General features: G+C 64.1%; 16 protein-coding genes. 5 read left to right on the top strand and 11 right to left on the bottom strand.

Translation table 11 applies throughout. The annotated features are described in order from the left end of the window. Positions 1-4: 4 nt before the first annotated feature. The gene (mukB, locus tag U6115_RS05000) at positions 5-4405 is read left to right on the top strand and encodes a chromosome partition protein MukB (RefSeq protein ID WP_043581296.1); all 4401 of its coding nucleotides are present in this window, start codon (positions 5-7) and stop codon (positions 4403-4405) included. Further along, positions 4402-5397 carry a Wadjet anti-phage system protein JetD domain-containing protein gene (locus U6115_RS05005; RefSeq protein ID WP_052258456.1) on the top strand — a complete coding sequence of 332 codons (996 nt, stop codon included), beginning with the start codon at positions 4402-4404 and terminating at the stop codon, positions 5395-5397. The genes mukB and U6115_RS05005 overlap by 4 nt, the downstream gene beginning before the upstream one ends. A gap of 254 nt (positions 5398-5651) precedes the next feature. Here U6115_RS05005 and U6115_RS05010 read toward each other — a convergent pair whose 3' ends face one another. Then, positions 5652-6518, bottom strand: coding sequence for a YicC/YloC family endoribonuclease (locus tag U6115_RS05010; RefSeq protein ID WP_043581297.1), 867 nt, complete (start codon positions 6516-6518; stop codon positions 5652-5654). A gap of 98 nt (positions 6519-6616) precedes the next feature. Between U6115_RS05010 and U6115_RS05015 the strand changes: the two genes are divergently transcribed. The 3 genes from U6115_RS05015 (at position 6617) to rph (ending at position 9244) form a co-directional block, all read left to right on the top strand. Next, a complete protein-coding gene (locus tag U6115_RS05015) occupies positions 6617-7588 on the top strand; it encodes a serine/threonine protein kinase (RefSeq protein ID WP_043581299.1) in 972 nt (323 codons plus the stop codon). Next, positions 7585-8463, top strand: coding sequence for a PP2C family protein-serine/threonine phosphatase (locus U6115_RS05020; protein WP_043581302.1), 879 nt, complete (start codon positions 7585-7587; stop codon positions 8461-8463). Before U6115_RS05015 ends, U6115_RS05020 begins: the two co-directional genes overlap by 4 nt. Before the next feature lie 64 nt (positions 8464-8527). Beyond that, positions 8528-9244, top strand: a complete 717-nt coding sequence (gene rph / locus U6115_RS05025; RefSeq protein WP_043581304.1) for a ribonuclease PH — start codon at positions 8528-8530, stop codon at positions 9242-9244. A 48-nt stretch (positions 9245-9292) separates the two neighbouring features. On the opposite strand, the gene U6115_RS05030 is transcribed toward rph, so the two are convergent. From U6115_RS05030 to U6115_RS05075, 10 genes are all read right to left on the bottom strand, one after another. Further along, on the bottom strand, positions 9293-10129 hold the full coding sequence (locus U6115_RS05030; protein ID WP_047238636.1) for a trypsin-like serine peptidase: 837 nt from the start codon (positions 10127-10129) through the stop codon (positions 9293-9295). A gap of 88 nt (positions 10130-10217) precedes the next feature. After that, positions 10218-11174, bottom strand: a complete 957-nt coding sequence (locus tag U6115_RS05035; RefSeq protein WP_146008365.1) for a hypothetical protein — start codon at positions 11172-11174, stop codon at positions 10218-10220. A 132-nt stretch (positions 11175-11306) separates the two neighbouring features. Continuing rightward, positions 11307-12581, bottom strand: a complete 1275-nt coding sequence (gene rstB / locus U6115_RS05040) for a two-component system sensor histidine kinase RstB (RefSeq protein WP_043578537.1) — start codon at positions 12579-12581, stop codon at positions 11307-11309. Positions 12582-12587: 6 nt separating this feature from the next. After that, positions 12588-13307, bottom strand: a complete 720-nt coding sequence (gene rstA, locus U6115_RS05045) for a two-component system response regulator RstA (RefSeq protein WP_043578811.1) — start codon at positions 13305-13307, stop codon at positions 12588-12590. A 79-nt stretch (positions 13308-13386) separates the two neighbouring features. Then, positions 13387-14277, bottom strand: coding sequence for a formate dehydrogenase accessory protein FdhE domain-containing protein (fdhE, locus tag U6115_RS05050; protein ID WP_043578541.1), 891 nt, complete (start codon positions 14275-14277; stop codon positions 13387-13389). A 360-nt stretch (positions 14278-14637) separates the two neighbouring features. Beyond that, positions 14638-15255: a formate dehydrogenase subunit gamma gene (locus tag U6115_RS05055; RefSeq protein WP_043578544.1), complete on the bottom strand. Its 618-nt coding sequence runs from the start codon at positions 15253-15255 to the stop codon at positions 14638-14640. Then, positions 15252-16139, bottom strand: coding sequence for a formate dehydrogenase subunit beta (fdxH, locus tag U6115_RS05060; RefSeq protein ID WP_043578547.1), 888 nt, complete (start codon positions 16137-16139; stop codon positions 15252-15254). Before fdxH ends, U6115_RS05055 begins: the two co-directional genes overlap by 4 nt. 12 nt (positions 16140-16151) lie before the next feature. Continuing rightward, positions 16152-19208 (bottom strand): formate dehydrogenase-N subunit alpha, encoded by a 3057-nt coding sequence (gene fdnG, locus U6115_RS05065; protein WP_080770295.1) that lies wholly within the window; start codon positions 19206-19208, stop codon positions 16152-16154. A gap of 302 nt (positions 19209-19510) precedes the next feature. After that, positions 19511-20926, bottom strand: a complete 1416-nt coding sequence (locus U6115_RS05070; RefSeq protein ID WP_043578550.1) for an efflux transporter outer membrane subunit — start codon at positions 20924-20926, stop codon at positions 19511-19513. A gap of 4 nt (positions 20927-20930) precedes the next feature. Then, positions 20931-22085: an efflux RND transporter periplasmic adaptor subunit gene (locus tag U6115_RS05075; protein WP_047243305.1), complete on the bottom strand. Its 1155-nt coding sequence runs from the start codon at positions 22083-22085 to the stop codon at positions 20931-20933. Between the last annotated feature and the right edge of the window lies 1 nt (position 22086).

Genomic DNA, 22086 nt, shown 5'->3' on the forward strand with positions numbered 1-22086 from the left:
CCCAATGCAGCGCGCCCACGCCCTACGCCTCATCATTACCAACTGGAAAGGCATCCTCTTTCACTGCTTCGAGATCGATCGCCACCTAACGGGTCTCCAGGGACCAAATGGCGCCGGCAAGACGACAGTGATGGCTGCGTACCTGACGGCCATCATTCCGAACCTGCGGTTCCTTTCGTTCAAGAACGTGACCAGCGACGAGGCTGGCAAGGCAGGTGACGCGACGCTCTGGGGGCGCCTGGGGGAGGGCCCCTGCTACACCCTTCTCGAATGGCAGACACCCAAGGGTACGCGCCTCTGGGCCGGGGTGTTGCTCACCCGCGGTAACATGCCCCACATCGACCTCAAGCTCTTCACCCTCGAAGGCCTGCCTGAGATGGTCGATCCGTACGACGCCTTCCTCGTGCGCGACAGTAGCCTCATCCGGATTCCGACCTACCAGCAGTTGAAGGATCACCTCGCCCTCTTGGGCGGCAAGGTGACGACTCACAGTACCTTGCAGAACTATATGCGCGCCCTTTACGAGGCCGGCATCACCCCTATGCCGATGATGAACTACGAGGAGCAGGAACGCTTCTACCGAATCCTGGCGAGCTCCATGTCAGGCTCCTCGCTCGCCACCCTCACCCGCAGCGGGCTACGGAATTACCTTTTCACCGAAGACCAGTCGCTCGAACGCCGCGTCACCAACCTGCGCGAGTGCCTGGGACAATGCAGACACACCCGGCACGAACTCGACCAGGCCTCCTCGGCCCACGCCGAGATCAGCGGCCTCTTTGACGCCGGCTGGAAGATGTCGTCGTACGCCTATTACGGTGCGCTCAGCAAATACGGCCAGACGCAGCAGAAGTGGAACGACCAGAAAGTCTTGGTACGGGAAGAACGAGCTACAGCCGAATCGTTGCAAGCGGACTTGAAGCGTATCGTCCAGGAGGAGGTGGATCTCAAGGACGCCTATCAAGCGGCGGACAAGGCTGTGACAAAGGCCATTGAGGAGCGTGACAGGACGAAAACGGCCTGGGAACTGCGGATCGAAATCGAGAATCGGGCTGAGCGCCTCATTGACCTCGAAGCGGAAAGCCTCCAGGCAAAGACGGCGTTGGACAAAGCACAAGCCGATGAAACAGCGGCGACCACCGCGGACAAGGCGGCCTCTGCAGAGACCAGTCGGATTTCTCGCGAACTAGGTGATCTCAACAAGGCGGTGGAGGCGCTAGTCAAGCGGGCGATGCTTTTCGAGGCAGCTCAGAAGTGCCTGGCCGCGGCGCAAGCGGCGTTAAACAATTCCAAGCTGCGGCCGGATGAAGCGAAGGCCTACAATGAAGAATACGATGCCCGGTATGACAATATCACAGAGCATCTGACCCGCACCGAAGCCGACTTGGATGCGTTTGACGACCAGAAGAAGAACTTCGATCGGCTGCTGGTCGAACTGAACCGGATCCTGGCTGATGATGGGCGTGAGGGCGTGGGACCCCAGGAGGCCTACCCGGAGGCGCTGCGTCTCGACAGCTGGCTGCGCGAGATGCAGGCCTTGGCCGCAACGGCGGAGACGCTCTCCTCATCACTCATCCGAACGAAACAGCTGGCTAGCCAACAAGCAACCATTCAGGAGGCCGCTCGTACCCTTGGCATCACGTCGCGGGCAGCGCTGGAGGATGACATTGCCCTGACCAATGCGACCAGCGAACGGTTAGAGGCCGAAAAGCAGGTCCAGAGCGATGCGCTGGCCGAAACCAACCAGCAGATTGCCGATATCAAGGAAGCCTTGCCAGACCTAGAGGAAGCCGCTCGTCAATTCCGGCGTGCGAGCGAATTGCGCACGCAGTTGGGAGACGGTGGGGTAGCGCTGGAAGAGACGCAGGTCCGTACAGAGTGCGAAGCCCTGTGGCACACCTGGCAGCAGGCGGCCGAGGAAGTACATGAATCTCGGGTCCAGCTCGAGTCCAGCATCCGCCGAATCCGGGAGCGCATCGACGCGTTGAGAAGCCAGTCCGGCATGCTCGATCAGCGGATCGGTGCCCTAGCCGAACATCTGGACGGTACCCTCTTTGCCAGCTATTTCGACGAATTGAGCGCTGAGGACGCCGCCGTCGCTGAGGCTCGCCTTGGCACCTGGGTAGAAGCAATCGTAGTCAGCGCCCCAGCCCTAGCGGCCAAGCAGGCCACTGAATTTCTTGATCGGCCAGACAATCTGTTGTTTGTTGCTGAGGAGGCGGTGTCGCATCAACGAGAAGCCCAGTCCGTGGGGGATAGCGAAATCATTGAGGAGCATTTGGGCGACATCGAGGGGGTGCGTGTCACCCGTCGTCCCGAGCGGCCGGCCCTCGGACGACGCGCACGAGAGGCGGAAATTGCGCGACTCGAGGGACAGTTAAGCGCAGACGAGGCACGCCTACGCGATCTGAGCGAAACCGAGCTCTTGTGGAAGCGCCGCATATCACTTGGAAACCAGTTATTAGCGTTGGGAAAGGGCGCCTGGGCTCCCGACCCCGAACCGACACTTACCAGTGAAAAGTCTCGGCTGACTGGCCTAGAAATCGCCCGAAACTCACTCAAAAATACCCTGGTGAACTTCGAGCGGCAACTTGCCGAAGTGGCCACTCGTAAAAAGAAATATCAGAGCCTGGAGCCGCAAAAAGACCTGATCGACCCCCCGAATTATGCCGAGGAAGTGCGCCGACTGTCGGCCCAACTCGAAGCTGCCCAAGCGGCGCAAGACCGGGTGCAGCGCTTCCACGGGCCGGTGCAAACCATCCTCAAGGATCTGCCGATCCTCCGGAAAGTGCCAGATTCCCGGGAGCGGGAACGCCTGGCCGCCCAGGTCAACGAATGGAGCAAGCAGCGAGTAGCGCTCAACATAAAGCGCGACTCCCTGGCAAGCCTGGTGACTGTACTCCCTCACTTTGCCTATGCCGAAGAAAAGCGTGTTCATGATGAGCAGTCGAGCATCATGGAGTCTTTGCAGGCCCAGCTTGATGTTGCGGAAGGGCACAGGGAGCGTACGCTCAAGTATCTCGAGGTGATGCGGGAAGGTTTGCGCAAGGCCCATGACGCGTATGGCGAAGCCTATCGGCAGCATCAAGTAATAGGCGGCGAACAAGCCAAAGCGAAAAACAACTTCAAGACACTGGGCTTGCAAGGGACAGACGAAGAACTTGAGTTCGCCAAGGCTACTGTCCAGAATACGGCGACAGCCCGAGACGCAGCTTACGATCGGCACCAGAAGGCCAGCGAACAAAAGGGTCGCCTGGAAACGGCACTGGACACGGCCAACAAGGCGCTGGCTGCGGCCCAGAGCAAATCTTGGGATGCATTCGATACGATCCGCACCGAACGCCGAGCCTTGCGCGAATTGAGGAAAACCATCGCCGCTGTCGGCCTGACGGGCAAGATTGACAGCGAGAAAAACCGGGAACGTTTTGACACGATCGGTAATCCGATCCAGGCCTTTGCGGAATCACGGGCCGAAGGTGGCAAGTTGATCGAGCGCCTAAAAGCTTATCCGACCGTCACGGCGGAGGTCGAAGCCCTGATCAAGACTGCCGACCTGCAAGAGGAACGTCGCGCCATCCTAACTCTGCGTATCTGGGAGCGGGTGCATCGTCATATCGAGCAACGAATTCCTCGCAATATCGCCACCAGCGACGATCCACAGGTCGCGCTTGCCCAGATGGCGGATAAGATGGGTGAACTGCGTCGTACCCTGGATGCTCAGGAGTCCCAACTGCGCACCCAGTCGGTGGGCATCACTGGTGCCATTGGTGCCCGCATTCAAAGCGCACGCCGCCTGATCACCAAGCTAAACCACGAGTTGAAGGCTGTCGCTTTTGGCTCTATCCGCGGTGTACAGATCCGTTTCGAGGAAAATGAGACCATGAAGCGTGTGCTCGCGGCGCTCGAGGACACAGGAATGGACAGCCTCTTCGACACGGATATTCCACTTGAGGATGTGCTGTCTGGGCTCTACAAGAAGATCGCCGGCGGTAATATCCTCGGAGCCCAGATTCTCGATTACCGGAACTACCTCAACCTAAAGATTGAGGTCCTGCGCATCACGGGGGTGTGGGAGCCGGTCAGTGACAGCCTCTCAACCGGTGAAGCCATCGGCGTCGGCTCAGCCATCCTCATCATGATCCTGCGCACTTGGAACGAGGAGGCCAAGCGCATCAGCGGCAAGGCGGCGGGCTTCTCCATGCAGCAGGTGCTGCTCGATGAAGCGACACGCCTCGACCAGAACGCGCTCGACACTTTCACTGACTTCTGCCAGCGCATGGATGTCCAGTCACTCATCGCTGCGCCGGACCTCGAGCGCCCCCGCCGTTCGACCATCTTCATCCTCCAGCGCCAGGAGGTTAACAAACGCGAACAGGTCGTGATCCGCGGCCAGCGCATCATCGCATGAGGTGGGACGACGACAAGCTGCGGGCTTTGGCCCTGAACCTCCTCCTTCAAGGGGAGATTCGCCGTGCGGTGACCAGCGCCCCCCTGATCGAACACTTAGACGACCTTGGGATAGTGATCCCAATCCGGGAGCGGAAAGATATCTTCCAACTGGTTCCTGTTCGGCTGACGGACTATCGCCACTACCTGGCTGTGCGCTGGCCGGACTACGCTATCGCGGAAGCTCATTTTACTGGCCTGAACGAGAAAGCCAGCGCAGCCGGCCTACGTGAGCTTCGTCGGGAGCATCTCGACCTGCCTACTGGCATCAAGCGCCTGAATCGCAAGACCTGGTCGGCATTCGCCGGGGCTCACTCAAAGTCGAGGGAAACGGCTACTCCCACAGGAGTGACGCTCACTACGGATGACCTTCTGCGTGCCCGGGTCAATGACGGCCTTTGCCTCCAGGGGCCTAGTGGGGAGTACTTCGATCTCACACTCTGGCAGCGCCTCACAACCGAGGTAATTCTGCCAGAGCGCGCCTTCGATGCCGAGTGGCAGTTCATCGGCACATTCCCCGACTTCATCCTGACAGTCGAAAACCTCGGTACTTTCGTCGATCTCCCAAAACCGCCAGGCTGTCTGCTCCTTCACTCCCCTGGTTGGAACACCGCCCTGGCATCACGACTCATTGGCTGCCTACCTTCTGAAATTCCTTGGGTTCATTTCGGCGACCTAGATCCCAACGGTATACGAATTCCTGAAGCTTTGGAGGTGGCCGAGCGGCATCCGGTATTTTGGATTCCGGATGCCACGGCTGTGGTAGTAGATACGCACTCTCTACCTTTCAGGGCTCCTTGGCCTGACTGCACTGTCCTTAGTCATCCGACTCTTCTGCGTCTTAAAGAAACCCAACGTTGGTTAGAGCAGGAAACGATCATCCTTACGCCCGAATTTGCTGTTGAGCTAGCTGAGCTCAGCATGAAGCTACACAGAGTTAAGCCTATGGAATAGATTCAGTACCAGTTCGGCGCAGTGGCTACTACGCCTGGATCGCCTCTCCACGCTCCAGCCGGGCGCAGGAAGATCAGCGCCTGCTCGGGCATGTTGGACTGACCCGGCTCCTGTAGGCATTCCTGCCTTATGCCAGAAATCTCTACTTTTCGCAGCTACGTTTTTGCGGGAGGAGGTCACATCATGAAATGACAAAGCCCCGGTTTACGGGGCTTTGGCGCTTGCGGTGAGACGGGATGAGATGTTGTGAGGTGTTACTCGATGTTTTGAATCTGCTCGCGCATTTGCTCGATCAGCACCTTCAGTTCCACCGAGGCCTGGGTGGTGTCGGTGGAGACCGATTTGGAGCCCAGGGTGTTGGCTTCGCGGTTCAGTTCCTGCATCAAAAAGTCCAGGCGCTTGCCGGATTGGCCGCCGGATTTCAGGATGCGGCGCACTTCGGACAGGTGGGTGGTGAGGCGCGACAGCTCCTCGTCCACGTCTATCTTCTGCGCGAACAGCGCGAACTCCTGCTTCAGCCGGTCTTCGTCGACGCTGCCCAGGGCTTCCTGCAGACGGCCGGACAGCTTGGCCATGTAGTTGTCCAGGATTTGCGGCAGCTTCGGTTTGATGGCGGCGACGATGGCTTCCATCGACTCGATGCGCTCGATCAGCACCGCCTTCAGTTTTTCGCCTTCGCGGCCGCGCGAGGCGTTGAAGTCGGCCAGCGCGGTTTGCAGCGCCGCCAGGCACAGCTGTTGCAGCACTTCGGGCGCCAGTTCGTTGCTTTTCAATACGCCGGGCCAGCGCATCAGTTCGCCGACGGACAAGCCTTTGTTCTCGCCGCTTTGCTGCTGCACTTCGCGGGAGACCTCGAGCAGGCGGCTCAGGAAGGCCTGGTTCAGTTCCAGCGTGGGGGCGGCGCTGTCCACCTGGTTGAGGCCGACGCGGCACTCCAGTTTGCCGCGGGTGACGCGGGCGGCGATCTGCTCGCGCAGCTGCGGTTCGATGATGCGCAGCTCTTCCGGCAGGCGCATCTGCACGTCCAGGTAACGGTGATTGACGGCGCGAACTTCGAGGCTCAACATGCCGCCAGGGAATTCCCGGGTAGCGGCGGCAAAGCCGGTCATGCTCAGAATCATGCGGGGCTCCTGTATCTGTCCAATTTCCAAATGCCGGGCCCGAATTGCTTTGCTAAGCTCAATTCAGGGCCAGTGGACACTATAACAACTGCCATCCGATGACTCAATCCAGCAAGCAAACCGCGCTGCCGGCAGGCTACCGCCTCGCCGAGTACACCATAGTGCGCCAACTTTCGGTTGGCGGCTTCAGCGTGGTCTATCTGGCTTTGGATGATGACGACCACAAGTTCGCCATCAAGGAATATCTGCCGCGCAACCTGGCCGACCGCAACCGCGAGGGCGAGGTGACGGTGCCGCACGAAATGGACCGGGACGCCTTCAACCTGGGCTTGAAGTGTTTCTTCGAGGAAGGGCGGGTGTTGTCGGGCATCGCGCATCCGACCGTGGTGCGGGTGAGCAATTTTTTCCGCGCCAACCAGACGGTGTACATGGTGATGGAGTACGCCGACGGCCGCTCGCTGGGGCGCGAGCTGGAGCTGGCGGGGGGGCGGATGGAGGAAAGGCTGATCCGCAAGTGGTTCGCCGCGCTGCTGTCCGGCCTGCGCGAGGTGCATAGCCAGCGCCTGCTGCATCTGGACATCAAGCCGGCCAATATCTATTTGCGGCGCAACGGCGTGCCGCTGCTGCTGGACTTCGGCGCGGCGCGGCAGACGCTGTCGCGCCGCGACAAGCATTTCGCCGCGATGTACACGCCGGGTTTCGCCGCCCCGGAGCAGTATGAGAAAGACCAGCCGCTGGGGCCGTGGACCGATATCTACGCGATCGGCGCCTGTCTGTACGTTTGCATGGGCGGCGCCACGCCGCCGAATGCCAGAGAGAGGCTGGAGCGGGATGGGCTGGAGCCGGCCGGCAAGGCGTTCCGGCACTTGTATTCGCGCGAGCTGACCGAATTGTGCGACCGCTGCCTGGCGCTGGCGCCGGATCTGCGGCCGGCCACGGTGATGGAGGTGCAAAAGCGGCTGCAGGAGACGGAATACAGCCAGCCGGAGCCGCCGCCCGGCGACGGCAACAAGCTGGTCGGCTGGATCCGCGGCCTGACCGGCGGGCGCCATCGAGAGGGGACCGAATGAAACTGTCGATTTTCCAGGAGAGCAGGATAGGAGGGCGCAGCTACAACCAGGACAGGCTGGCGCTGGCGCATTCGCGCGATACGGTGATGCTGGTGGTGGCGGACGGCATGGGCGGGCATATGCGCGGCGAAGTGGCCGCGCAGATCACGGTGGACCTACTCAGCGAGCTGTTCTACCAGCAGGCCGCGCCGACGCTCAGCTATCCCAACCGCTTCCTGGTCAACGCCATCAGTTCGGTGCATCAGGTGATCCTGGAATACGCCGCCGACCACCGGCTGCCCGACGTGCCCAGCACCACCGTGGTGGTGGCCATCATCCAGCAGGGCCAGCTGTATTGGTGCCATGTCGGCGACTCCAGGCTCTACTTGCTGGACGGGCAGGGCATGCGGCTGCGCTCGCGCGACCATTCGCAGGTGCAGCGCCTGATCGACCAGGGCCTGCTCAGCGAGGAGGGCGCCAAAACCCACCCGGACCGCAACAAGATCTACAACTGCCTGGGGGCGACCAGCGACCCGGACATCGACATCGGCGAGCGCCAGGAAGTGGGGCCGGGCTGTTCCATCGTGTTGTGCACCGACGGCCTGTGGTCGCAGGTGCAGGACGGCGAGATGGAAAAGGTGTTCGCCGGCCGCCACGTCAACCAGGTGTTGCCGGCGCTGATCAATGTGGCGGAGCGGCGCGCCGGCGCCGGCGGCGACAATCTGTCCGCGCTGGCGGTCACGCTGCTGGACGATTCGGTGGAGCTTGGCGATCGCGACGATGTGCTGGATACCGAGAAGACGCCGCCGCAGAAGGGCGGGCGGCTGATTCTGGAGTCCAATCTGGAAACCATGCATCAGGAAATCCTGGCCAGCCAGGTGGGCAAGGGCAGCTGAGCCCGGCCGCCCGGCGGAGGCTGGTATAATCGCCGCCGTTTCCACTTTCTTTGACAAGGCCATCATGCGACCTTCCCAACGTAGTGCCGACGCGATGCGCGTCGTGCGGCTGACCCGAGGCTACACCAAGCACGCCGAAGGCTCGGTGCTGGTGGAGTTTGGCGACACCAAGGTGATCTGCACCGCCAGCGTGGAGGAGACGGTGCCGTCCTTCCTCAAGGGCAAGGGCCAGGGCTGGGTGACGGCGGAATACGGCATGCTGCCGCGCTCCACCGGCAGCCGCATGCGGCGCGAATCCGCCGCCGGCAAGCAATCCGGCCGCACCCAGGAAATCCAGCGCCTGATCGGCCGTTCGCTGCGCGCGGTGATCGATCTGGCCAGGTTGGGCGAGCGCCAGATCGTCATCGACTGCGACGTGATCCAGGCCGACGGCGGCACCCGCACCGCCAGCATCACCGGCGCCTACGTGGCGCTGGCCGACGCGATCCAGGGGCTGATCCGGGCAGGCAAGCTGGACGCCAGCCCGCTGCGCGACCAGGTGGCGGCCATCTCGGTGGGCGTCTATCAGGGACAGCCGGTGCTGGATCTCGATTATCCGGAAGATTCGTCCTGCGAAACGGACATGAACGTGGTGATGACCGGCAGCGGCCGCTTCGTCGAAGTGCAGGGCACCGCCGAAGGCGAGCCGTTCAGCGAAGAGGAGATGCTGGCGATGCTGGCGCTGGCGCGCAAGGGCATAGGCGAATTGCTGGCGCTGCAGCGCCAGGCGCTGGCCGGCTGAGCGCGTTCGCGCCGCAGATGCGACAAGCCGCCCATCGGGCGGCTTTTTTCATGGGCGGGCCGATTTTGCCGGCTTGGCGGGCTTGGCCGATTTGGCGATGAAGGCCTGCAGCGCCTGGCGGAACATCGGAGCGGAGACGCTCATATTGTCCTCCAGCTTGCGGCGGGAGGCCGGCGGCGCCGAGCTTTGCACCGCGACGATGGTGGCCTGGCCCTTGGCGTCGATGACGAAGATGGGCGAGCCGCTATTGCCTTCCAGCGTGTCGCAGCGATGGGTGAGGCGGCCGTCGTCGCGCAGTTTGGTGGCCTTGCAGCCGTGGTGCACGCGCAGGTGGCGCTGGTCGTCCACCGGGTAGCCGCCCTGGGTGATGGTCCAGTTTTGCTTGGCCAACAGCGTCTTCAGCGCCTGGGCGTCGCCGGAGAATACCGGCACGGTGCCCTGGCTGTGGCCCAGCGGCGTGGCGAGCCGGACGAAGGCGAAATCGCGCGGCGCGATGCGCGGCGGGATGTAGAGGCCATCGCGTTTGTGGATCAATCCTTTCAGGAAGGCCTTGTCCACCTGCACTTCCTTGATGCGGCTGAGCGCCTGGTATTCATTGCCCCACAGGCCCACGGTGAAGCTGACGGCGGGGTCGAAGCGTCCCTTTTCGTCGACGAAGCAGTGGCCGGCGGTCAATACCACGTCGGGCGCCACCAGGGTGCCAGTGCAGATGGTGCGGGAGCGGGTTTCCAGCTGGCCCACGGTTTGCCAGGGCATGTGGTCGGGATGTTCGAGCACGCGGTCGTCCTTGCCGAAAAACAGGATGCGGTGCTCCTTGCTGAGCGGAGCGGCATGGGCGAGCGTGGATAGCAGGGACAGGCAGAGGGCAAGGCGTGGCAGCTTCATCGGATGGCACCTGGCAATGAAAACGGGGCGCAGAGCGCCCCGTGCAATACAGCGCCGCAACTGAAAAGCCGCGGCGTTCGCGCGTCAATTACTTGGCGGCGGAAGCAGCGGCTTTCTTGCCAGCGTGCTTTTTAGCAGCGGCTTTTTTGGCCGGAGCGGAAGCTTCTTTCTTGGCTGCTTGAGCTTTCTGAGCAGCGGAAGCTTCTTTCTTGGCTACGTGCTTTTTAGCGTGCTTGTGGGCAGCTTTTTTAGCCGGAGCGGAAGCGTCTGCCTTGGCAGCTTGTGCTTTTTGAGCAGCGGAAGCTTCTTTCTTGGCAGCGTGCTTTTTAGCGTGGTGCTTGTGAGCCTTCTTGGCTACCGGAGCGGAAGCGTCGGCCTTGGCGGCTTGGGCTTTCTGAGCGGAAGCTTCTTTCTTGGCTACGTGCTTCTTGGCCTTCTTGGCTTTCGGAGCGGAAGCGTCGGCCTTGGCGGCTTGGGCTTTTTGAGCAGCGGAAGCTTCTTTCTTGGCAGCGTGCTTCTTGGCGTGGTGCTTGTGAGCCTTCTTGGCTACCGGAGCGGAAGCGTCGGCCTTGGCGGCTTGGGCTTTTTGAGCAGCGGAAGCTTCTTTCTTCACAGCGTGCTTTTTAGCGGCGTGCTTGTGAGCCTTCTTGGCTTTCGGAGCGGAAGCGTCGGCCTTGGCGGCTTGAGCTTTTTGAGCAGCGGAAGCTTCTTTCTTCACAGCGTGCTTTTTAGCGGCGTGCTTGTGAGCCTTCTTGGCTTTCGGAGCGGAAGCGTCGGCCTTGGCGGCTTGGGCTTTCTGAGCGGCGGAAGCGTCTTTCTTGGCTACGTGCTTTTTAGCGTGCTTTTTGGCAGCTTTTTTAGCCGGAGCGGAAGCGTCAGCCTTGGCGGCTTGAGCTTTTTGAGCAGCGGAAGCTACTTTTTTCTTTTCAACTTTTTTGGCCTTGTGGATGGCCGGAGCGGAAGCAGCAGCTTTTTCAGCGGCGAAACCGTTAGCGGATACCAGGCTGAAAGCAGCGGTCAGGGCGAGCAGAGCCAGCTTTTTCATTTACGAAACTCCTAAGTTTCTTTCGATTGGGGTGAAACGGACCCGTAAAAGTCCTAATTCAGGCCGTGATGCTATCTATGGCAAGGGGGAGCGTCTAGGGGAGGCGTGTATCTCTATGTTACAAAATGTACATCAGGCTGTCGGCCAGCGAAGCAAAAAGCGCGCGCCGCCCATCGGCGAGCTTTCCACTTTGACGTCGCCGCCATGGGCGCGGGCAATGCCGGCGACGATGGCGAGGCCCAGGCCGTGGCCGCCGGTCTTGCGGCCGCGGCTCTCGTCCAGCCGCACGAAGGGGTCGAACACCCGCTCGCGGTCTTCGGCCGGAATGCCGGGGCCATCGTCGTCGACGATGATGCAGTAGTGCTGCTTGTCGATCAGGATATGGGTGGCGACGATGGAGCCGGCGTGGCGGCGGGCGTTGGACAGCAGATTGTCCAGCGCGCGGGTGATCAGGTGCTCGTCGGCGATGATTTCCAGCGTGTCGCCCACTGGTTCTATCCAGTGGATTTCCTGCGCCAGCGCCGCCTGGCCGGCGATGCGGTCGCGCGCCCAGGGGATGGCGTTGAAGCTGGTCAGCTTCAGCGGCGCTTCCGGGCGGTCCAGCCGGGCGTGGAACAGCAGCTCTTCCACCAGCTTGTCGATGGCGGTGAGGTCGCGTTCTATCGCCTGGCGCTCCTTGGACTCCTCGTCGCCCTCCAGCAGCGCCAGCCGGTAGCGCAACCGCGCCAGCGGCGTGCGCAGCTCATGGGCGACGGCGTTGGTCAGCGTTTTCTTGCTGTTGATCAGCGCGCCGATGTTGTCGGCCATGTGGTTGAACGCCACGGCCAGGTGCTGGACGCCGGAGTGCGGCGGCAGGTCGACGCGGGCGGAGAGGTCGCCGTTGGCCAGCCGGCCGGAGGCGCGCTCCAGCGCCACCAGGTCGCGCCAGTGCGGCCGCATCCACAGGAACACCGGTATCGCCAGCGACAGGCCCAACAGGCCCAGCAGCGCGTAGTCGAACCACTTGAGCCTATGCAGGAAGAACAGGTAGCGCAGCGGGCCGGCCACCAGCAGGTAATTGCTGTCCTGCAGCTTTTGCAGGAACAGGTATTTGTCCTCCAGCATCACGATTTCGCCGCGGTCCAGCGCCTGCCTGGACTCGTCGTCCAGGATGTAGTTGCTCATCTTTTCCACTTTGACGCGGAAGGTGAAGCCGTAGTCGGCGTTGGCCAGGGTTTCGCTCCAGCGGTCCTCCGGCACGCCGCGCAGGTCGGCCTCGATCAGCGACAGCGTGGTGCGCAGCAGGTCGGCCAGGTAGCGTTCGCCGACATCGTCCACCGCCTGCTTGTAAACCACGCCAACCATGATCACCGCCACCAGGAAACAGGACATCAGCAGCAGGTAGAACTGGATGAAAAGACGGCGCATCCGCGCTTACTCCCAGCCGGACAGCGAGAACAGATAGCCGCGGTTGCGCACCGTCTTGATGCGGAACGGTTCGCTGGGGTTGTCGCCCAGCTTCTTGCGCAGCCGCGAGATGGCCACGTCTATGCTGCGGTCGAGGCCGTCGTAGCTGACGCCGCGCATTTCCTTCAGCAGCACGTCGCGGTTCAGCGTTTCGCCGGCGTGGCTGGCCAACAGCCACAGCAGGTCGAAGTCCGAGGTGGACAGCGGGATCTTCTCGCCGGCCAGCACCACGTCGCGGCTGACCGGGTCGATCGACAGCTGGCCGAACACCGCCTTGCGCGAGCCCTTGGCCGGCTGCTGCGCTTCCGCGGCCGTTTGCGCCGGGCGCAGATTGCGCAGCTGCGCGCGCAGCCGCGCCACCAGCACCGACGGCGGCGTGGTTTTCAGGATGTAGTCGTTGGCGCCCAGCTCCAGGCCCAAGATCTGGTTCATGTCGCTGTCCAGCGAGGTCAGCATGATGATGGGGCCGTCGAACTTGGGGCGCAGCTCGCGGCAGATCGACAGGCCGTCCTTGCCGGGCAGCATGATGTCCAGCAGCACCATGTCCGGCGCTTGGCGCGCGATGGTGTCCAGCGCGGCGTCGCCGCGCGGCTCCACCACCACTTCCATTTCATGGCGCGACAGGAAGTCGCTGATCAGTTCCGCCAGATCGGCGTCGTCTTCTACAAATACGATGCGGTGGGTCATGCGTGCGTCCATGCGAGTGATTGCCGGTTTGACGGCAAGTATCTCGCGCCGGGGGCCGCGGCTCAAGTGCGGGCGGATCTCAAGCCGGCTCCCGGCCAGGCAGAAACAGCGGATTGAAGCCGATGCGGGCGAAGCCGGCCTCGCCGGCCAGCAGGTCCAGCGCCAGGCTGGCCAGGTCGTCGGCGCCGGCTTCCGCGCTGGTGTCCAGCAGCAGCGAGATCTGCTTCAGCGCGCCATGGCACTCGCCGCAGGCTTCCACTTCGCGCGCGCCGCGCGCCTGGTGCGGTTGCTGATGGTCGGGCGCGGCGGGGACATGGTCCTGCGCCGCCAGCGAGTAGTAATGCAGGTCCCGGCTGTTGCCGCAGGACAGGCAGCGCACCCGCCCCACCGGCCAGGCATGGCTGCACATCGAGCACAGCACGTAGCGCTGGGCATGGCCGCTGTCGCCGCGCAGCAGCAGCGAGGCCAAGGGCAGGCCGCCGCAGCACGGGCACCTCGCCTGTTGGCTTTGCGGCTCGGGCAGCGGGCGCTGGCGGATGCTGCGCGTGGCCTGCGCCTGCAGCGCGGCGCCCAGCAGCGGCAAGGCGGCGAACAGCGGGCCGTCCGTCGGATACTCGCCGTTGAGCAGATGTTCCGCCAGCCGGCTGAGCGCGGCGGCGTCCTGCGCCAGCAAGAGGCCCGCAGAGCCCCGGACCGGATCGGGCAGTTCCGACTCCAGCGACTGGAGCAGTTTTTCCAGCGCGGAGCGCGGATCCAGCCGGGAGGCGTCGTGCAGCGCCTGCTGTTGCTGGCAGATGGCGGCGCACAGCCGCAGAAAATCGGCCATCGCGTGGCCGTCGGCCAATTGCAGCAGCCGCGCGGCGCGGCGGGCGAAGATGTCGGGCGGCGGCCGCAGCACGGGCAGGCTCATCAGCGGGGCGTCGCCGGCGCGGATCTGCTCGGCGGGGAGGATGGGTTGGGTGGGTGTCATGGTTGATATTGAGGCTTTGAGATTGTTTGCCATTTACATCGTAAGAAATCGATCTTTATCGACGCTAGGATCGAGTCGACGTGGCTGATTCCCCATCAGCGCAAGCCGGCTCCAAAGCCATTTCTAAGGTTTTAAGACGCCGGTTGTTCGACGCGGGGCGACGTTAGCGCCCCGCTAGTTCCGGCGGCTCCTTGGGAATGGGTTTGGTGCCGGGGTTTCGCCGCGCTGTTGGGGCGGCCTGGGATTGCCTCTGCGTGTGAATCTTCGATTCACTCAGCGATAGGGCTGGCCGCTCAGCCCCTGGCCCGTCTGCCGGGCGGAACCGGCACCTAAACATGTCGTCCGCGCAGCGGACACTCGCTATTTCTTCCCCGTCATTTCCTTATACCAGCCGGGATGGTGCTTCTTGGCCCAGGCATGGGTGACCACCCCCTCCACCATCGCCCGTATCGTGCCCTTCACCCACAGCGCGGCGTAGACGTGGACGATGATGCTGGCGATCAGCGCGGTGGCGGCCCAGGCGTGCAGCAGCAGCGCCAGCCGGATCACCGGGATGGGAAAATAGCCGGAAAAGTACTGGCGCCAGGCGATGACGCCGGTGACCAGCATGGTGGCCACGCACAGGGTCATGGTCCAGAACATCGCCTTCTGGCCGCCGTTGTACTTGCCCACCTCCACCGTCTCATGGCCGCGCAGCACGTCCTTCACCGCCAGCATCCACTGGATGTCCTGGCCGTTGATCAGGTTGCGCCGCCAGTAGCGGAAAAACTGGACGAAGAAGCCGACGAACATCAGCACGCCGACGAAGGGGTGCACCATGCGCGCCAGCTGCGGCGTGCCGAACACGCCGGTCAGCCAGAAGAAGGCCGGGTAGAACAGCGCCAGTCCCGACAGCGCCAGCAGCACGAAGCAGATGGCGACGATCCAATGGTTGATCCGCTCGGCGGCGCTGTAGCGTTGCAGCAGTTTTTCCTTCATCGCTTATCCTCCTCGCGGGTTTCGTTTTCCTCATCGCCGTCGGCGCGGTTGGGGCCGACGGTGATGTAGTGCAGGAAGCCGAACAGGCCGGCGGCGGCGATGCCTATCGTCGCCAGCGGCTTGAGCCAGCCCTTCCACAATTGCACGGTGGGGCTGATCTCCGGGTTGTTGGGCAGGCCGGAGTACTGCTCCGGCTTGTCGGCGTGGTGCAGCACGTACATCACGTGGGTGCCGCCTACGCCTTGCGGATCGTACAGGCCGGCATGCTGATAGCCGCGCCGCTGCAGGTCGGCCACCCGTTCCGCCGCCACTTCCTTCATGTCGTCCTTGGAGCCGAACTGGATGGCTCCGGTGGGACAGGTCTTGACGCAGGCCGGCTCCAGGCCGACGGCGACGCGATCCGAGCACAGCGTGCACTTGTAGGCTTTGTTGTCTTCCTTGCTGATGCGCGGGATGTCGAACGGACAGCCGGCGATGCAGTAGCCGCAGCCTATGCAGTTTTCCTGGTGGAAATCGACGATGCCGTTGCTGTACTGGACGATGGCGCCCGGCGACGGACAGGCTTTCAGACAGCCCGGGTCGGCGCAGTGCATGCAGCCGTCCTTGCGGATCAGCCATTCCAGCTTGCCGTTGCTTTCCTCCTCGGCGAAGCGCATCACCGTCCAGGCCTTGGCGGACAGGTCGGTGGGATTGTCGTAGACGCCGATGTTGTGGCCGACCTCCTCGCGGATGTCGTTCCATTCGGAACAGGCCACCTGGCACGCCTTGCAGCCTATGCAGGTGGAGGTGTCGATCAGCTTGGCCACTTCCAGCGTCTGGCGGACCTTGGGGCTTTCGGTCGGGCTGGCGGAGCGGCGCTTGATATCCAGGGATTGCAATGGCATGGCGGCGGCTCCTTACAGTTTTTCCAGTTTGACCAGGAAGGCCTTGTACTCGGGCGTCTGGGTGTTGCAGTCGCCGACCGCGGGCGGCAGCGCATTGGTCAGATAGCCCGGCCGCGCCACGCCCTCCCAGCCCCAGTGCAGCGGGATGCCGATTTGGTGCACGGTCTGGCCGTTGACCTTCAGCGCCATCAGCCGCTTGGTGACCACCGCCTTGGCCTTGACGAAGCCGCGGTTGGAGCTGACCTTGACCATGTCGCCCTGGACGATGCCTTTTTCGCGGGCCAGCGCCTCGCCGATTTCGACGAACTGCTCGGGCTGGGCGATGGCGCTCAAGAGCACCGACTTGGTCCAGAATTGGAAGTGCTCGGTCAGCCGGTACGTGGTCCCGACATAGGGGAAGTCTTTGTGCGTGCCCAGCCGCTTCTTGTCGCTGTCGAACAGCCGCACCGCCGGGCTGGAGACAACTTTAGGATGCAGCGGGTTGGTGCCGATCGGGCTTTCCATCGGCTCGTAGTGTTCGGGGAAGGGGCCGTCCACCAGCTTGTCGGCGCAGAACAGCCGGCCCACGCCCTCGGGGTTCATGATGAAGGGCATCATGCCGGAGTCCGGCGCGGCGTCGGCCTTGAAGTCCGGCACGTCGCCGCCCACCCATTTGTCGCCGTTCCAGCTGATCAGCTTGCGCGCGGGGTCCCACGGCTTGCCGGACGGATCACAGGAGGCGCGGTTATACAGGATGCGGCGGTTGGCCGGCCACGACCACGACCATCCCGGCGTGTTGCCGAGGCCGGTGTCGGTGTTGTCGCGGCGCGCCATCTGGTTGCCGGCCTGCGGCCAGCAGCCGGAGAAGATCCAGCAGGCGCAGGCGGTGCGGCCGTCGTCTTGCAGCACGGCGAAGCCGGGAATCTGCTCGCCCTTCTTCACCAAGGTCTTGCTGGGGTCGGCCGGGTCCGGCAGGTCGGCCAGCGCCTTGCCGTTCATCTCCATCGCCAGCTCGCTCGGCGTCGGAGCCTTGGGGTCGCGGTAGTTCCAGTTCACTTTCAGGATCGGTTCGGCCAGCTTGCCGCCTTCCTTGCGGTAAAGGTCGCGGATGGCGACGAACAATTCGCCGATGATCTCGTTGTCGCCGCGCGCCTGGCCCGGTGGTTCCGCGCCTTTCCAGTGCCATTGCAGCCAGCGCGCGGAGTTGACGATGGAGCCGTCCTCCTCGGCGAAACAGGTCGACGGCAGCCGGAACACCTCGGTCTGGATCTTGGCCGGGTCGACGTCGTGCGCTTCGCCGTGGTTCTGCCAGAAGGTGGAGGTCTCGGTGGCGATCGGGTCGATGATCACCATGTACTTGAGCTTGGAGAAGGCCTCGGTCACCTTGGCGGCGTCGGGGAAGCTGGCCAGCGGGTTGAAGCCCTGCACGATGAAGCCGTTCATCTTGCCCTGGTACATCAGCTCCGCCATGTGCAGCACGTCGTACATCTTGTCCCACTTGGGCAGCCAGTCGTAGCCCCAGTTATTGTCCTTGCTCGCGTTGTCGCCCCACATCCATTTCATCAGGCTGACGAAGAACTTCGGCGTGTTGCTCCAGTAGTTGAACTGGTTGGCCTGCAGGGTCTTGGGGGTGGTTTTGGCCAGATAAGTGGCCAGGTCGGGGTGGTCGGCTTCGCTCGGCAGCGTCAGGTAGCCGGGCAGACTGGTGGACAACAGGCCCAGGTCGGACAGGCCCTGGATGTTGGAGTGGCCGCGCAGCGCGTTGACGCCGCCGCCGGGCATGCCGACGTTGCCGAGCAGGAGCTGGATCATCGCCATGGTGCGGATGTTCTGCGTGCCGGTGGTGTGCTGGGTCCAGCCCAGCGCGTACAGGATGGTGCCGGCCCGGTCCGGGCGGGCGGTCTCGCCCAGTTCCTTGCACACCTGCAGAAAGCCGTCCACCGGCGTGCCGCAGATATTGTTGACCACTTCCGGCGTGTAGCGCGCGTAGTGCTGCTTCAACAGCTGCCAGACGCAGCGCGGGTGTTGCAGCGTGGGGTCGGTCTTGGCGTAGCCGTCGTCGCCCAGCTCGTAGTTCCAGCTGCTCTTGTCGTACTTGCCTTTGGCGGCGTCGTAGCCGGAGAACAGGCCTTCGTCGAAGCGGTAGTCGTCGCGCACGATCAGCGACGCGTTGGTGTAGGCCTTGACGTAGTCCCAGTGGATCTTGTCGTGCTTGATCAGCCAGTTGATCACGCCGCCCAGGAAGGCGATGTCCGAGCCGACGCGGATCGGCAGGTAGAGGTCGGACACCGAGGCGGTGCGGTTGTAGCGCGGGTCCACCACGATCAGCCGCGTGCCGCGGGTCTTTTTCGCCTCTATCGCCCACTTGAAGCCCACCGGGTGCGCCTCGGCGGCATTGCCGCCCATCACCAGGATGAAGTCGGCGTTCTTGATGTCCACCCAGCTGTTGGTCATGGCGCCGCGGCCGAAGGTGGAGGCCAGCGCCGACACCGTCGGGCCGTGGCAGACACGGGCCTGGGCGTCGGTGGCGACGATGCCCAGGCTGCGGATGAATTTCTGCGAGATGATGCCGGTTTCGTTGGAGCCGGCCGAGGCGGTCAGCATCGCGGTGGACAGCCAGCGGTTGATCGGCACGCCGGCGGCGTTTTTCTCGACGATATGCGCGTCGCGGTCGTCCTTCATCAGCCGGGCGATGCGGGAAACCGCCTCGTCCCAGCTGATTCGCTTCCACTCGCCGCTGCCGGCTTCGCGCACTTCGGGGTATTTCAGCCGCTTGGGGCTGTGGATGAAGTCGAGCAGGCCGGCGCCCTTCGGACAGAGCGAGCCGCGGCTGACCGGATGGTCCGGATCGCCCTCGATATGGTAGATCTCGCCGTGCGTGTTCTTGGCGCCGTCGCCCAGGCCGTACAGGATCAGGCCGCAGCCGACGGAACAGTAGGTACAGGTGTTGCGGGTTTCGCGCGCGCCCATCAGCTTGAACTGTCGCACTTCGGCCAGCGCCAGCTGCGGCGCGAAACCCATGGCGACCAGGCTGGATGCTCCCAGCTGCGCGGCGGTCAGCTTGAACAGCTGGCGTCGGGTGACTTCCATCGTCCATCTCCTCCAGGCGATCCGCCGATTGGCAGGATGCTGATATTCCCATTTCATGCAAGTGCTGCGGTCGGTATTTTTTTATCGTACTCCGATACGGAGTTTATGACCATTTTATTGACATGGTTTTGCGGTGGGCATCGCGCCTGGAACGGCGCCGCGCGGCAGGATGCCGCGGGGGAGGGGAAGAAAGCCTGCCGCTGTGAAACCGTCCGCTCAGCCCGAAGGGGCCGAGCGGCCTGTTCCATTCTTTGTAGCAGTTTTATTACGATTTACAGAATGCAATTGCAGAATATGCGAATTCAATCGCCGCTTTGCCAGCCGCCGCCCAGGGCCTTCAGCAGGCTGACGCTGGCGATCAACTGGCTGCCGCGCAGTTGCGCCAGCGTCCGCCGGGCCGCCAGCTGGCTTTGCTGGGTGATGGCCAGCGTCAGCGCGCTGTCCAGCCCCTCGCGGTAGCGCAGTTGGGTGATGGCATAGGCCTGGTCCTGATTGCGGACGGCGATGTCCTGCTGCCGGCGCGCCTCGTCCAGGCCGCGCAGCGCGCCCAGCGCGTCCTGGGCTTCCTGCACCGCCTGCAGCACGGTCTGGCGGTAATTGGCCAGCGCGGCGCGGTAGCCGGCTTCGGCGTAGCCGACATTGGCGCGGGTCTTGCCGTTGTCGAACACGGTCTGGCTGGCTTGCAGGCCGATGGACCAGATCAGCGCCGGGGTGGAGAACAGGCCGGCCAGCGACGCCGATTCGCTGCCGGCGTAGGTCGGCGTCAGCGTCAATTGCGGGAAATAGGCTGCCTTGGCCACGCCGATCTGGGCATTGGCCGCCGCCATCGCGCGTTCGGCCGAGGCGATGTCCGGCCGGCGCTGCAGCAACTGGCTGGGGGCGCCGGCCGGCGCCGCCGGCATGGCCGCCGGCAGCGCGCCGGGCGCCAGGCGAAAGGCGGGAGCGGGCGCGCCGCTCAGCGTGGCCAGCAGGTCTTCGCCGACGCGGCGCTGGTTCAGCAGCAATTCTCGCTGGGCGCGGCTGGCGCTCACCGCCGCCGCTTGCAGCGCTTCGTCGCCGGCGGCGGCCAGTCCGGCCTGATGGCGGATGCGGGTCAGCTCCAGCACGCGCTGCTGCGCGGCGATGGTGCCGTCCAACAGCCGGATTTCCTCGTCCTCTTGGCGCAGCTGCAGGTAGGCGCTGGCCAGCTGGGCGGTGAGCAGCAGCTCGACGTTGGCGCGGTCGGCGGCGGCTTGTTCGGCGCCGGCGCGCGCGCTTTCGATGTCGCGGCGCACCCGGCCCAGCCAGTCGATCTCATAGCTGACGCTGAGCGTCGGCTTCAGGTCGTTCTGCACGGCGCTGCTGTTGACGCTGCCGTAGCTGGACAGCGGCCGGTCGGCCGAGACGCGGCTGCGCGCGGCGGCGGCGCCCAGGCTGACGGCCGGCAGCGCGGCCGCGCCATGGACGCGGCTTTGCGCTTCGGCCTGGTCCAGCCGGGCCAGCGCCGCCTGCAGCGTCGGGCTGCGCGCCAGCGCCTCGGCTTCCAGCCGGTTCAGCTCGTCGTCGCCGAAGGTGCGCCACCATTCGGTTTTGGGCTCGGCGTCGGCGGGGGCGGCCGGCAGCCAGCCGTCGCCGCTTTTCCATTGCGCCGGCAGTTCGCTGGGCGGGCGGACGTAATCGGGTCCGACGGCGGAGCAGGCGCCAAGGCTCAGCGCGATCAGCAGGGGAAGGGCGCGCATCGCCTCACTCCCCGGCGGCGGCGATGGCGACCGCCTGGCCGTCGCGGATCGAGTCCGGCGGATTGACGATCACCTTGTCGCCGGCTTGCAGCCCGGCCTTGATTTCCACCTCGTGGCCGTAGTCGGTGCCCAGCGCCACGGTTTGCAGCTTGACCCGGTGGTGGGCGTCCACCAGCGCGACGCGGCTGCCCTTGGCGCCGAATTGCAGGGTGTTGGTGGGCAGGGTCAGCTTGCCGCCGTTGGGCAGCTTGAACGACACGTCGACGTATTGGCCCGGCAGCAGGCCATGGCCGGCGTTGGCCACTTCCACCTCCACTTGCAGCGTGCGGGTGGCGGGGTCGATGGCGCCGGCGGTGCGCGCCACCCTGCCGACGCTAGGCTGGCCGGGCGCTTCCTGGCGCGCGATGTCGGCCTTGTCGCCGACGCGGATGGCGCCGGCCTGGGCTTGCGGCACGTAGGCGTACAGATGCAGGCGGTCGATCTGGGCGGTGGCGAACAGGGCCTGCGCGCTGCCGCCGTTGCCGGCGTTGACCAGGCTGCCGGTGTCGATGTTGCGGCGGGTGACGATGCCGTCGAACGGCGCGACGACGCGGGCGAAGTCTTGCTGGTCGCGCAGGCGCTTCAGCTCGGCCTCGGTCTGGCGGTAGGCGCTTTCCTTCTCATCCAGTTCCTGCTGCGACACCGCGTCCTGCGCGCGCAGCGTCTTCCAGCGCAGGTAGGCGGTTTTGGCCAGGCCGAAATTGGCCTGGGCTTCCTGCACCTGCTTGTCGATGTCGGGAATGTCCAGCTCGGCCAGCAGCTCGCCCTTTTTCACCGGCTGGCCGATGTCCTTGTACCAGCGCTTGATGTAGCCGTTGGTGCGGGCGTAGATCTGCGCCTCGGCCATGCCTTGCAGCGTGGCGGGCAGGGTGAGGCGGGCGTCGGCGCGGGCGGGCGACGGCGTGACCACGCTGACGGTCAGCACCGCGCGGCGCTCGGCCTCCCGGGCCAGCGCCGCGGCGTCGGCGTGGCGCACCAGCAGCGTGCGGGCGAGGCCGGCCAGCAGCAGGATCACGATCACGGCGGCGGCGACGCGGGCCTTGCGCGCCACCGCGCCGCGGCGTTCATGGTGCAAATGCAGTTCGGGCAGGCCCTGGTGGGCATGGCGGGATTCGGTCATG

This window comes from Chromobacterium subtsugae (assembly GCF_035919665.1).
GTDB classification, from domain to species: Bacteria; Pseudomonadota; Gammaproteobacteria; order Burkholderiales; family Chromobacteriaceae; genus Chromobacterium; species Chromobacterium subtsugae.